Origin of the sequence: Citrobacter sp. RHBSTW-01013 (assembly GCF_013781985.1) — a bacterium.
GTDB lineage: Bacteria > Pseudomonadota > Gammaproteobacteria > Enterobacterales > Enterobacteriaceae > Citrobacter > Citrobacter braakii.
In genome coordinates this window covers 1,532,535-1,544,607 of sequence record NZ_CP056185.1, presented here as the reverse complement: position 1 = coordinate 1,544,607, position 12,073 = coordinate 1,532,535, and the positions used below count along the sequence as shown (strand labels likewise).

Here is a 12,073-nt window from a genome sequence, read left to right as displayed (position 1 = left end):
GATGCGGCCCAATTTACTGCTTAGGAGAAGATCATGGGTTTGTTCGATAAACTGAAATCTCTGGTTTCTGATGATAAGAAAGACACCGGAACTATTGAGATTGTTGCTCCGCTCTCTGGCGAGATCGTCAACATCGAAGACGTGCCGGATGTAGTTTTTGCTGAAAAAATCGTTGGTGATGGCATCGCTATCAAACCAACCGGTAACAAAATGGTCGCCCCTGTTGATGGCACCATCGGCAAAATCTTTGAAACCAACCACGCTTTCTCTATCGAATCCGACAGCGGCATTGAGCTGTTTGTTCACTTCGGTATTGATACCGTTGAACTGAAAGGCGAAGGCTTTAAGCGCATCGCTGAAGAAGGTCAGCGTGTTAAAGTAGGCGACCCGGTTATTGAATTCGATCTGCCGCTGCTGGAAGAAAAAGCCAAGTCTACCCTGACTCCGGTTGTTATCTCCAACATGGACGAAATCAAAGAGCTGATCAAACTGTCCGGTAGCGTGACAGTGGGTGAAACTCCGGTTATCCGCATCAAGAAGTAATTCTTGCTGCAGAGAAGAATGGCGCCTGATGGCGCCATTTTTTTTATCTGGCAGACCTCAAAATCTGCCGGATAGCGCTAAATTTGTGAGGTGACTGGTCGGTAACACGCCTCGCGCATCAGGATTTTCATCCCTTCCGGCCCGCTTTCCAGCATCCGTCGCTCCGAATCCGCCACTAACAGTTCACAATTGTAGCCACCCGCAATGCCAAACATGGCCCGCGCCACACAGATATCTTCCAGCGCCGTTGCCCCGCTGGTGTCAAAATGTCCAACCATACGCCCATTCTGGCGAACCACCAGCCGGTAACTCTTCATCGCGCCTCCCCTGCCGGTGGCAGAATTAACTCATCACAACCGCACAGATTGGTCCATTTCATCACTTCCAGTACGCGCTGTGCTGCATCGTGCGTCGCGGTTGTCAGCGCTTTACCCAGCACAATACCGCTCACCAGCTCAGCACAAAACAGATCGCCAGTTCCCTTCAGATCCGTTTTAACCCGTGGATGAGCGAACACCTCAACCGTTTCAGCCGTCACTACCGCCACGTTAATAATATCTTCGCTATCCCCCGGCGCGCTGGTGATCACCACCCATTTCAGCGTTTCGGTAAGCAGCGATTGCGCCGCCGTGATGGCTTCATCAAGCGTACGACACGGCTTTCCGCTCAGCATTTGCAGTTCAAACACGTTCGGCGTCAGTCCCTGAGCCAGCGGTAGCAGGTGCTGACGGTAGGCCTGCGGAATTTCAGCTTTTACATACATACCGCTGTCCGTATCGCCAATCACCGGGTCGACCAAAATGCACACTGTCGGATGCGTAGCCCGCACCGTTTTCAGCCACTGTGCTAACAGAGCGATTTGCTCTGCACTGCCCATATAGCCTGTCGTCACCGCCTTCAGCTCGCGCAAAGCATCACGCTCATTCAAGGCGCGGAGATACCCGCTAAACCAGTCGGCCGGAATAACGCCGCCGTAAAATGTTTCATAATGCGGGGTATTACTGAACAGCACAGTTGGCACTGCCGTCACGCGTAATCCCTGCGCTTTAATGGCCGGAACGGCGATGCTGTTGCCTACGCTGCCATAGACCACCTGTGACTGGACGGCGACGATATCGGTCTGTAACGCCCGATGCTTGTCGCCGAAGAGCACTGACTGAATATCACTCCCCTGCTCCATAAATTTCTCCTCTCGCTGGACAGCGGGCTTACGCCTCACTATTATCGTCATATGCTAAAATTCATTTTGTCATAGGTCAATAATGATCGACGGAAAAACCGCTAACGAAATTTTTGACAGTATTCGTCAACATGTCGCTACAGGCACGTTGGCAGCAGGAGAAACGTTGCCGCCGGTGCGTGAACTGGCAACAGCATTGAACGTTAACCGTAATACTGTCGCGGCGGCTTATAAACGCCTGGTCACCTCCGGGCTGGCACAAAGCCAGGGACGTAACGGCACGGTAATCAAGGGGATTTCAGCCCCCGTTGCGCTGGAAGGTGGCAATCCAGATACCGCGCTTATCGATCTTTCCGGCGGTAATCCAGCCCCCGCGCGTCTTCCCGACCTCAGCCGTTATTTCGCGCAAATAAATAAGAATCCTCGTTTGTACGGTGATGCCGCTGTATCACCCGGCCTTGAGGCGTGGGCCGCGCAATGGATGCAAGATGCGATGCCAGCCACGGGAGAAATTGATATCACCAGCGGCGCCATTGATGCCATTGAGCGCCTACTGTGCGCCCATTTACTGCCTGGCGACAGCGTTGTGGTAGAAGATCCATGCTTTTTGAGCAGCATCAACATGCTGCGTTATGCCGGATTCTCCGCCAGTCCGGTCAACGTTGACAGCGAAGGCATGCAGCCAGACATGCTGGAAATCGCGCTACAGAAAGGCGCGCGGGCGGTGATTCTGACGCCGCGCGCCCATAATCCGACAGGATGCAGTCTGAGCGCATCCCGCGCGGCGCAATTGCAGGAAATCCTGACCCGCTATCCGCAGACGCTGGTGATCGTCGACGACCACTTTGCGCTGCTGTCCGCATGCCGTTGGTATCCGGTGATTGCGAAGGAAACAACGCACTGGGCGATTGTCCGCTCAATGTCGAAAACTTTAGGCCCGGATTTACGCTTGGCCATCGTCGCCAGCGATCCACTCACTTCCGCGAAACTGCGTTTACGGCTCAACGCCGGCAGTCAGTGGGTCAGCCATCTGCTGCAGGATCTGGCCTGCGCCTGCCTGAGTGACGAGACTTATCAACACACGCTGGCGCAAACTCAGCAGTTTTACGCCGCCCAGCAGCAAAAGCTGGCAGCGGCTCTGCGGCTTCATGGCATTACGCTGCCCGACAGCGACGGTCTTAATCTGTGGCTGCCGCTAGAAGATAACAGCCAGGCGATCGCTTTTGCGCTGGCAAAGTCCGGCTGGCTGGTACGTGAAGGCGAAGTGTTTGGCGTCAATACGCCTGCGCATGGCTTGCGCATTACGCTGTCAACATTAGCAGACAGCGACATTGATAAGCTGGCGACTGATATCCATCAGGCGCTAAAGCGCTAACAGGAGAGGAAAAGTGCGAGTTCATTTTGTTATTCATGAGTCTTTCGAATCTGCTGGCGCGTACCTGCCGTGGGCCGAATCACGCGGCTATACCATCAGTTGGTCGCGCGTTTACGCCGGAGAAACTGTTCCCGCTAATGCCGATGGCTTCGATATGCTGGTGGTATTTGGTGGGCCACAATCACCCCGCACCACGCTCGCAGAGTGCCCATACTTTGACTCTCAGGCAGAGCAACATCTGATAAACCAGGCGATTGCGACACGTAAAATCGTGGTGGGGATCTGTTTGGGGTCGCAGTTAATCGGCGAAGCACTGGGCGCGAAGGTGTGCCAAAGCCCGGAAAAAGAGATTGGTCACTATCCGATCGCCCTGACCGAGGCAGGCCAACAGCATCCGTTGTTCAGCCATTTCGGCTCACCGCTCAACGTGGGTCACTGGCACAATGACATGCCGGGATTAACCGACCAGGCGACAATTCTTGCCACAAGCGAGGGATGTCCGCGACAAATCGTGCAATACGGTAATTTCGTCTATGGTTTTCAGTGCCATATGGAGTTTACCGCCGAAGCGGTCGAAGGATTAATTCAGCACTCTGAGCAAGAACTGGCCGAAGCGAAAGGGAAACGCTTTATTCGCGCTGTTGAAGAGATGCGCACCTGGGATTACCAGCAGATGAATGAGACGCTGTGGCAATTCCTTGATAAGTTGGTAGAAAAACGTAACGATTGAACAGTGCGGGCCGGAGAAGACGCTTTGCGTCGTCATCCGGCGATCCTGCCGTACGGTTGCCTGCTAGCGCTACGCTTATCAGGCCGACAAATTAAATACCTAATCCCTGGCTGAAATGCTCTTCGCCAAAGACCCCGGTGGAAAGGTAGCGATCGCCGCGATCGCAGATGATCGCCACCACCACCGCCCCCGGTGTCGCGCGCGCCACGCGTAACGCGCCCGCAACCGCGCCGCCAGAACTCACTCCGCAAAAAATCCCTTCGCGAACGGCCAGTTCACGCATGGTGTTTTCCGCATCGTTCTGATGAATATCCAGCACCTCATCCACCAGCGAGGCGTTGAAAATGCCCGGCATATATTCCGTCGGCCAGCGACGAATGCCCGGAATACTACTGCCTTCTTCCGGCTGCAGGCCAACGATGGTGACGGGTTTTTCCTGTTCACGCAGAAAACGCGATACGCCGGTAATGGTGCCTGTCGTCCCCATACTGGAGACGAAATGGGTAATACGGCCTGACGTCTGCTGCCAGATTTCGGGTCCGGTAGTCGTGTAGTGCGCATACGGGTTATCAGGATTATTAAACTGATCGAGAAGTTTACCTTCTCCGCGCTGCGCCATCTCAAGGGCTAAATCACGCGCCCCTTCCATCCCCTGCTCTTTGGTCACCAGAACCAGTTCAGCCCCGTAAGCACGCATCGCCGCACGTCGCTCCTGGCTCATGTTGTCTGGCATCAGGAGCTTCATGCGGTAGCCTTTCAGCGCGGCAATCATCGCCAGCGCAATCCCCGTATTACCGCTGGTAGCCTCAATCAGCACGTCGCCTGGCTGAATTTCCCCGCGCTTTTCCGCTTCAACGATCATCGACAACGCCGCGCGGTCTTTCACTGAACCTGCGGGATTATTGCCTTCCAGCTTGACCCAAATTTCACTGCCGTTATCCGCCGTCAGACGTTGTAATTTCACCAGAGGCGTATTGCCAATTGTTTGTTCTAATGTGTTCACGTTTTCAGCTCAATAAAATGCCGGGTGGCGCTGCGCTTACCCGGCTTACAGGTCATGCACCACCCGTTAAGCCCGGTAAGCGCAGCGCCACCGGATGATAACTATACGAATTAACCTATCAGGCACTTTGCGCCAGGGCAAGTTCCTCTTCACGCGTTTCAATACGCTGGTCGCCATTATACAAACGCGCATTTTGCAGCCCAACAAACAGACGTTCGCCGCGGTTCGGGGAATCATCGCCCTGCATAATCACCGTCAGCGGTTCGTTATACCACCCCAAGGGTTGCACAACTAATTGGGTGTAGTGTCCTTTCGGGCTGGCTTCCAGCACCTGTACCGGCAACGGTGAATCCAGACTGGTACGGCGGCTGACGTCCACTTCCCACGGACGCAGGAACAGATCCACCGGGCCCTGATAGCCAGGCGTATAGCCCAGCGGCCAGCGATGTGCGCCCACGTGGAATTGTCCACCGCGAATCGTCCCTTGCAGGCGGTTAACTTCACCCATAAATTCCAGGACAAAACGGGTAGCCGGTTCGCGCCATACCTGATCGGGCGCATCGGCCTGCTCGATATGACCCTGGCTCATTACCACCACGCGGTCTGCGACTTCCGTCGCTTCTTCCTGATCGTGGGTAACAAACACGCTGGTGAACTTCAGCTCTTCATGCAACTGACGCAGCCAGCGACGCAGTTCTTTACGCACCTGAGCATCGAGCGCGCCAAACGGCTCGTCGAGCAACAAGATCTGCGGCTCTACCGCCAGCGCACGCGCCAACGCCACGCGCTGCTTTTGCCCACCGGAAAGCTGTGCCGGGAAACGGTCCGCCAGATGAGCCAGTTGAACCATCTCCAGCAGTTTGGTTACTTTTGCTTTGATCGTTGTCGCATTCGGGCGCTCACGCCGTGGCAGAACAGTCAGACCAAAAGCGATATTGTCGAAAACGGTCATATGACGAAACAGCGCATAGTGCTGAAACACGAACCCCACCTTACGGTCGCGGGCGTGCAAACGGCTGACGTCAGTGCCATGGAAACGGATATGCCCGCTGGACTGATGCTCCAGCCCGGCGATGATGCGCAGCAGCGTGGTTTTGCCCGATCCGGAAGGCCCCAACAGAGCGACCATCTGACCTGAAGGAATATCCAGCGAGATATCGTTCAGCACCTGTGTGCGACCAAAAGACTTCTTAATATTGGCAATCTCAATGCTCATGATTTTCCTCCTGCTGCGCGCGTTTCTCCTGGTTTTCCAGGCGCCATTGCAACATGCTCTTCAAAAACAGGGTAATAATCGCCATCAGCGTTAATAGCGCCGCGGCGGTAAAGGAGCCGACTGTGTTGTAGTCCTGCTCCAGTAATTCAATCTGTAACGGCAAAGACAAGGTTTCACCGCGAATCGAGCCAGAGACCACCGATACCGCGCCGAACTCGCCAATCGCACGGGCGTTGGTCAGCACCACGCCGTACAGCAATGCCCAACGGATATTCGGCAGCGTAACGCGACGGAACATTTGCCAGCCGGAGGCGCCAAGCAGAACCGCCGCCTCATCTTCATGGCTGCCCTGGCTTAACATCACCGGCACCAGTTCGCGCACCACAAACGGACAGGTCACGAACACCGTCACCAGCACCATTCCCGGCCAGGCAAACATAATTTGCAGGTTGTGTTCATCCAGCCATCCGCCAAGCGGGCCGTTAGAGCCGTAAAACAGCAGATAGACCAGGCCAGCGACCACTGGTGAAACGGCAAATGGAATATCCAGTAATGTGAGCAACAACTGGCGTCCAGGGAAGTTAAAGCGGGTCACCAGCCAAGCCAGTAACACGCCAAACACCAGGTTCACCGGCACCGCAATCAGCGCAATCAGCACCGTCAGCCAGATGGCGTGCAGCATGTCCGGATCAGCCAGGTTGTGTAAAACCGGCATCAACCCCTTGCTGAACGCCTGCACGAAGATGTAAACCATCGGCACCAGCAAAATAAAGGCGGATACCAGCATGCCCGTGCCAATCAGAAACCATTTCCCCCAGTTGATGCGGGGTGCGCCATAACGTTTCAATTGGGTAATGTCTGCCATCAGTGACCTACCACGCGTCGACCAAAGCGACTTTGCAGGGTGTTAATTGAAAACAGCAGCAGCAACGAAGCCCCGAGGATCACAGATGCAATCGCGCTGGCGGCCGGGTAGTCAAACTCCTGCAAACGAACAAAAATCATCAGCGAGGTCACTTCCGTTTTCCATGCGATGTTTCCGGCGATAAAGATAACCGCGCCAAACTCACCGAGGCTGCGGGTAAACGAGAGCGCAACGCCCGCGACTAGCGCGGGAGACAGCTCCGGCAGTACCACTTTACGAAAGCTCTGCCAGCGCGTAGCGCCGAGCGTTTCCGCCGCTTCTTCATACTCCGGACCTAACTCTTCCAGCACCGGCTGCACGGTACGCACCACGAATGGAATGCTGGTAAAAGCCATCGCCACCGCAATGCCAAGCCAGGTGTAGGTCACTTTAATATCCAGCTTCGCCAGCCACTCGCCGTAGAAACCGTTGACCGAAAACAGCGATGCCAGCGTCAGACCTGCTACCGCCGTAGGCAGCGCAAACGGCAGATCCATCAGCGCATCCAGCAGCGTACGGCCCGGAAAGCGATAGCGGGTTAAGATCCACGCCATCAGCAAACCAAACACGCCGTTAAAAATCGACGCCACAAACGCCGACAGCAGCGTCACTTTATAAGCCGCCACCACCTGCGGGTTGGTAATCACATCCCAGTATTGCGCCCAGCTCATTTGCGCCAATTGCATCACCAGCGCGCTAAGCGGCAGCAGCAAAATCAGGCAGACAAACAGTAAGCTGGTGCCCAAACTTAAGGTAAAGCCGGGCAGCACGCGTCGGGAAGAAACAGCAAACATTTACTTACGCCCCGCCGCCAACAGTTTGTCCAACTCACCGCCGCTGACAAAGTGCGTTTTCATTACCTCAGGCCACGAGCCAAACCTGTCTTCCACGCGGAAAAGTTCGGTCTGCGGGAATTTATCCTGCAGTTTGTCCATCACCTGCGGGTTATTCACGCGGTAGTAGAAATCGGTAATGATAGTTTGCGCCTGCGGGCTGTACAGCCAGTTCAGGTAAGCTTTTGCCGCTTTTTCAGTACCGTTAGCCTGCACATTTTTATCTACCCAGGCCACCGGGAACTCCGCCAGAATGTTGACCTTCGGCACCACCACTTCGAAGCCCTGATCTTCATACTGTTTACGGATGTTGTTCACTTCTGATTCAAAGGTGATCAGCACATCGCCCAGGCCGCGTTCCACGAATGTGGTGGTTGCCCCGCGACCGCCGGTATCAAACACTTCCACGTTTTTCAGAAACTGGGTCATGAACTGTTCAGTTTTGGCTTTATCCCCACCATCCGCTTTATCTGCCGCACCCCACGCAGCCAGATAGGTATAACGCGCGTTACCGGAGGTTTTCGGATTCGGGAAAATCAGTTTCACGTCCGGGCGAACCAGGTCGTTCCATTCGTGGATATTCTTCGGGTTACCCTTACGCACCAAAAACGCCATGGTGGAATAGAATGGCGAACTGTTATTCGGCAGACGGCTTTGCCAGTCGGCCGGGATCAGCTTGCCTTTGTCATGCAGGATCTGCACATCGGTCACCTGGTTATAGGTCACCACATCGGCTTTCAGCCCCTGCAGAATCGCCAGCGCCTGTTTTGATGACCCGGCATGAGATTGTTTAATCGTCAGTTTGTCACCGCCGTTATCCTTCGCCCATTGCTGTTCAAACGACGGGTTAAGGGCGGCAAACAGCTCGCGAGAGACATCGTATGAACTGTTCAGCAGCTCCGTTGCCTGCGCCTGACCCACCAGCAGCAGCATTGCTGCCAGCGTCAGGGTTCTTTTTTTCAGTAAGTTAACGGCCATTGCGCACCCTTATAAATTTAATGACTTTCTTATGGTCATCATATTTATAACCAGTGCTAAAGGAGTAACGGTTTTATATACCGTTTGATGATTTGAAAGTTGAAAAGAGAATAAGGGTACCTCCTCCCCAGCGCACGGGGAGGAGACCGGCATCAATCAGACGCCGACGCTAACGCTTTCAGGCAGGGTGCTGCCACCATCAATCACGTTTTGCGTGCCAGTCAAGTAACTGGACTCATCCGACGCCAGGAATGCCGCCAGTTCACCAACCTCAAGTGGGCAGGCCAAGCGGCGCATCGGGATCGCTTTTGCCATTTCGACTAATACGGATTCAGGATCCTCCGGATTAGACTGACGAGCGATATTTTCCGCCATCGGCGTACGAACGTAGCCCGGGCAAATAGCATTAACGCGAATGCCGGACTGCGCGTATTCCACCGCCAGAGATTTGGTCAAACCGATGATTGCGGCTTTCGACAGCGCGTAGGCCGTTTCGCCCGGATCGGCAACCATATCGCCGGTCACAGAGGACATCATTACGATGCGCCCGTCTTTGCGCGCAATCATCTCCGGCAGAACGGCTTTCGTCACGTTCCAGACGCCTTTAATGTTGATATCAATGTGGAAATCGCGATCTTCATCGCTCATATCAAGGAAGTTGCCGAGGCGACATACGCCCGCATTGTTGACCAGAATATCGATTTTGCCTTCAATCTTCTTCGCGCGTTTTACCGCTTCCGTGACCGACGCAAAATCTCTGACGTCAGCGTGTACGGCGGTGCAACGGTGCCCGCGCCCAGCCAACTCATCCGCCAGTTTTTCAATCTCATCGGAGATATCCAGCAGGATTAGGTTCGCGCCATGGCGGGCAAATGTTCTGGCGATCCCTTCGCCAATACCCTGAGATGCGCCCGTAATCAATGCTGTTTTGCCCGTGAGTTTTCCCATTTCAATATTCTCCTTTTGAATATGAAGCATTCGCTTCATTCACGCAGAAGATACAGCAATAACAAATAAGTGCTGAGGAATAGCTCACTAAATCAGGTTAATCTCAGGTAAAAAAAATCCCCGGCGTTGCGGGGACCCAACGGTAAACATGCTCTGACCAGGTTAACAGAAGACTTACAGCCGTTTTTCCAGCAAATGGGCTCTCATCAACTCCGATGCCATCTGCGCATCCCCTTTTTTAATATGAAGCAGTATTTCCCTCTGTTTTGCCGCCGTATCAAGAAAATACTGACGATCGTTCGCAGGTAACGACTCCCTTGTTTTCTCAAAATAAGTAATGAGGACATCAGAGAAAACCTGCAGCACCCGGTTGCCACTCGCCTGTAGCAAGAGCAAATGAAAATCTCTATCGTGACGATCGGCCACCTGGGGGTTATCCGCATTCTCTTCAATAAGCCTTAGCTCATTTTCAAGTTTGGAGAGCATCGCCGGAAAAATTCTACGTGTTGCCAGAGGGATAATCGCGCACTCAATCAGGATCCTTGCCTCTGTAAATTCCGTGATATCAAACCCAGACAAATCAAACTGCATTAACAACTGGTGATTTATGTTGTGCTGTTCCAAATTCTTCAAGACGCTGCCACGACGAGGAGATCGTTCCAACATTCCCATCTGTACCAGTGTGCTAAGCGCCTGACGAACTTTATATCTTGATGTATTAAAACGAACGGCAAGCTCAGTTTCAGTTTCAATGCGACCATCAGCATTACGGTTAGCATCATCAAGCAGATAATTTTTAATACTTTCAAACAGTTCGTTTTTGTTATCCATAAACACTCTCGGATTAAAGTGCTGCAAAACTGATGAGTATAAATAATCTAATAAGTTAGATTGCTTAATATACTGTTATGGTAAGATTATAGCCCCTATTATTCAAATTATACCAAGCCATTTGTTAATAAAAAGGAATTAATTATGGTGTTATTCGTAACTCAGTTTGCGATAGTACTTATATGTATCGGTATAGGTGGGCGTTTTGGTGGGATTGGCCTGGGGGCTGCTGGCGGGTTAGGACTCGCTATCCTGACTTTTGGTTTTGGACTCCCTCCCGACTCACCTCCTTTCACTGTTATTTCTATTATCCTTGCGGTTATCACTTGCATCACAATCCTCCAGGCGGCTGGCGGGCTTGATTTATTCGTTACGATGGCAGAACGGATCCTCAGAAAGTGGCCGGGCGCGATCACTTTCCTCGGCCCCGCAGTCGCTTACCTTTTTACTGCTATCTGCGGAACAGGATATGTTGCCTTTTCGGTTTATCCAGTCATTGCTGAAATTGCAGCAGATGCCAGAGTACGGCCAGAGAGAGCCATGTCGATGTCAGTAATCGCTGCCAATTTTGGGCTTATTGCCAGCCCGGTCAGTGCGGTCGTTACAGGGACAATTGCTATCCTTGCTGGATTACATGTCTCTGCTTTAGATATCTTGTTAGTCACCGTTCCCGGAACGTTCCTTGGCTGCGTTGTCGGCTGCCTGTTCGTCTTTAAAAGAGGTCATGAGCTTAAAAATGATCCGGAATTCCAACGCAGGGTTGCTGAAGGTGAGTTTGAATCAGTAAAAGCTGAAGAGCGAACAGCCAATATAGTGACAAAAGAGGCGAAGAGAGGATTGCTGATTTTCCTTACCGGTATCATTCTGGTCGTACTTATGGGTTCAATTCCTGAATTACGTCCTGAGTGGAATAACGGTACCGGAATGGAGCGTATGAGTATCCCTACCACGCTGCAAATAGTTATGCTGACAACAGCATGTATTATTATGATGTTATGTCGAATTTCTCCGTCAAAACTCGATTCAGGTTCTGTTTTTAAAGCTGGTCTTGTGGGTGTTGTCGCCATATTTGGTCTGTCATGGATGATGAACTCCTTTTTTGAGGCATGGCACGAATTATTTAACACGGCTTTCCACGGTTTTCAGAATCCAGTCTTGTTCGGCATTATTGTTTTTGGTCTTTCAGCCGTAATTTATAGCCCCGCAGCGACTGCTGTAGCGCTACTCCCCGCTGGCGTGTTAATGGGATATCCGGCAGAAACCCTGGTCGCCCTGCTCCCGCTGACTTGTGGATCATTCATTATTCCAGGGGGGGCACAGATTGGCTGTGTGGCGTTTGATCGTACCGGGACAACTCGAATTGGCAAGTATGTGGTTAATCACAGCTACATGCTACCTGGTCTTGTCACCGTTGTAGCATCAACTCTTTTTTGCTTCCTTTTTTCCAAAATGCTGATGTAGTGAGAGAGCAATTTAATTGTGGTAAACCTTTTCTTCATGGCATCCCCCCTGAATGAATTCAGAGAGGATGC

General features: G+C 52.7%; 13 protein-coding genes. 4 read left to right on the top strand and 9 right to left on the bottom strand.

Annotated elements, in window-relative coordinates:
* The first annotated feature begins 33 nt into the window (after positions 1-33).
* Positions 34-543, top strand: coding sequence for a PTS glucose transporter subunit IIA (crr, locus tag HV350_RS07385; protein WP_000522253.1), 510 nt, complete (start codon positions 34-36; stop codon positions 541-543).
* Between the two features lie 77 nt (positions 544-620).
* On the opposite strand, the gene HV350_RS07380 is transcribed toward crr, so the two are convergent.
* Positions 621-860, bottom strand: a complete 240-nt coding sequence (locus HV350_RS07380; protein ID WP_016153926.1) for a hypothetical protein — start codon at positions 858-860, stop codon at positions 621-623.
* Positions 857-1,723, bottom strand: a complete 867-nt coding sequence (gene pdxK / locus HV350_RS07375; protein ID WP_047499829.1) for a pyridoxine/pyridoxal/pyridoxamine kinase — start codon at positions 1,721-1,723, stop codon at positions 857-859. Before pdxK ends, HV350_RS07380 begins: the two co-directional genes overlap by 4 nt.
* Positions 1,724-1,805: 82 nt before the next feature.
* Between pdxK and ptsJ the strand changes: the two genes are divergently transcribed.
* Positions 1,806-3,098: a transcriptional regulator PtsJ gene (gene ptsJ, locus HV350_RS07370; RefSeq protein ID WP_181630113.1), complete on the top strand. Its 1,293-nt coding sequence runs from the start codon at positions 1,806-1,808 to the stop codon at positions 3,096-3,098.
* Positions 3,099-3,111: 13 nt separating this feature from the next.
* Entirely contained in the window at positions 3,112-3,828 is a 717-nt protein-coding gene (locus HV350_RS07365) for a type 1 glutamine amidotransferase (RefSeq protein ID WP_049282271.1), read from the top strand.
* A 91-nt stretch (positions 3,829-3,919) separates the two neighbouring features.
* Here HV350_RS07365 and cysM read toward each other — a convergent pair whose 3' ends face one another.
* The 7 genes from cysM to HV350_RS07330 form a co-directional block, all read right to left on the bottom strand.
* Positions 3,920-4,831 carry a cysteine synthase CysM gene (gene cysM, locus HV350_RS07360; RefSeq protein ID WP_019077350.1) on the bottom strand — a complete coding sequence of 304 codons (912 nt, stop codon included), beginning with the start codon at positions 4,829-4,831 and terminating at the stop codon, positions 3,920-3,922.
* Positions 4,832-4,949: 118 nt separating this feature from the next.
* Positions 4,950-6,047 (bottom strand): sulfate/thiosulfate ABC transporter ATP-binding protein CysA, encoded by a 1,098-nt coding sequence (gene cysA / locus HV350_RS07355; protein WP_181630111.1) that lies wholly within the window; start codon positions 6,045-6,047, stop codon positions 4,950-4,952.
* Positions 6,037-6,912 (bottom strand): sulfate/thiosulfate ABC transporter permease CysW, encoded by an 876-nt coding sequence (cysW, locus tag HV350_RS07350; protein WP_016153932.1) that lies wholly within the window; start codon positions 6,910-6,912, stop codon positions 6,037-6,039. Before cysW ends, cysA begins: the two co-directional genes overlap by 11 nt.
* Positions 6,912-7,745, bottom strand: a complete 834-nt coding sequence (gene cysT / locus HV350_RS07345; RefSeq protein WP_003038061.1) for a sulfate/thiosulfate ABC transporter permease CysT — start codon at positions 7,743-7,745, stop codon at positions 6,912-6,914. The genes cysW and cysT overlap by 1 nt, the downstream gene beginning before the upstream one ends.
* Positions 7,746-8,762 carry a sulfate ABC transporter substrate-binding protein gene (locus HV350_RS07340; RefSeq protein ID WP_181630109.1) on the bottom strand — a complete coding sequence of 339 codons (1,017 nt, stop codon included), beginning with the start codon at positions 8,760-8,762 and terminating at the stop codon, positions 7,746-7,748.
* Positions 8,763-8,918: 156 nt separating this feature from the next.
* The gene (gene ucpA, locus HV350_RS07335) at positions 8,919-9,710 is read right to left on the bottom strand and encodes an SDR family oxidoreductase UcpA (protein ID WP_016153934.1); all 792 of its coding nucleotides are present in this window, start codon (positions 9,708-9,710) and stop codon (positions 8,919-8,921) included.
* 174 nt (positions 9,711-9,884) lie between these two features.
* Positions 9,885-10,541 carry an FCD domain-containing protein gene (locus tag HV350_RS07330; protein WP_016153935.1) on the bottom strand — a complete coding sequence of 219 codons (657 nt, stop codon included), beginning with the start codon at positions 10,539-10,541 and terminating at the stop codon, positions 9,885-9,887.
* A gap of 144 nt (positions 10,542-10,685) precedes the next feature.
* Between HV350_RS07330 and HV350_RS07325 the strand changes: the two genes are divergently transcribed.
* On the top strand, positions 10,686-12,002 hold the full coding sequence (locus HV350_RS07325) for an anaerobic C4-dicarboxylate transporter family protein (protein WP_181630107.1): 1,317 nt from the start codon (positions 10,686-10,688) through the stop codon (positions 12,000-12,002).
* Positions 12,003-12,073 lie beyond the last annotated feature (71 nt).

Excerpts from the sequence above, each read along its gene's own strand:
- crr (WP_000522253.1), top strand. The coding sequence starts at position 34 with ATGGGTTTGTTCGATAAACTGAAATCTCTGGTTTCTGATGATAAGAAA.
- HV350_RS07380 (WP_016153926.1), bottom strand. The coding sequence starts at position 860 with ATGAAGAGTTACCGGCTGGTGGTTCGCCAGAATGGGCGTATGGTTGGA.
- pdxK (WP_047499829.1), bottom strand. The coding sequence starts at position 1,723 with ATGGAGCAGGGGAGTGATATTCAGTCAGTGCTCTTCGGCGACAAGCAT.
- ptsJ (WP_181630113.1), top strand. The coding sequence starts at position 1,806 with ATGATCGACGGAAAAACCGCTAACGAAATTTTTGACAGTATTCGTCAA.
- cysA (WP_181630111.1), bottom strand. The coding sequence starts at position 6,047 with ATGAGCATTGAGATTGCCAATATTAAGAAGTCTTTTGGTCGCACACAG.
- cysW (WP_016153932.1), bottom strand. The coding sequence starts at position 6,912 with ATGGCAGACATTACCCAATTGAAACGTTATGGCGCACCCCGCATCAAC.
- cysT (WP_003038061.1), bottom strand. The coding sequence starts at position 7,745 with ATGTTTGCTGTTTCTTCCCGACGCGTGCTGCCCGGCTTTACCTTAAGT.
- HV350_RS07340 (WP_181630109.1), bottom strand. The coding sequence starts at position 8,762 with ATGGCCGTTAACTTACTGAAAAAAAGAACCCTGACGCTGGCAGCAATG.
- ucpA (WP_016153934.1), bottom strand. The coding sequence starts at position 9,710 with ATGGGAAAACTCACGGGCAAAACAGCATTGATTACGGGCGCATCTCAG.
- HV350_RS07330 (WP_016153935.1), bottom strand. The coding sequence starts at position 10,541 with ATGGATAACAAAAACGAACTGTTTGAAAGTATTAAAAATTATCTGCTT.
- HV350_RS07325 (WP_181630107.1), top strand. The coding sequence starts at position 10,686 with ATGGTGTTATTCGTAACTCAGTTTGCGATAGTACTTATATGTATCGGT.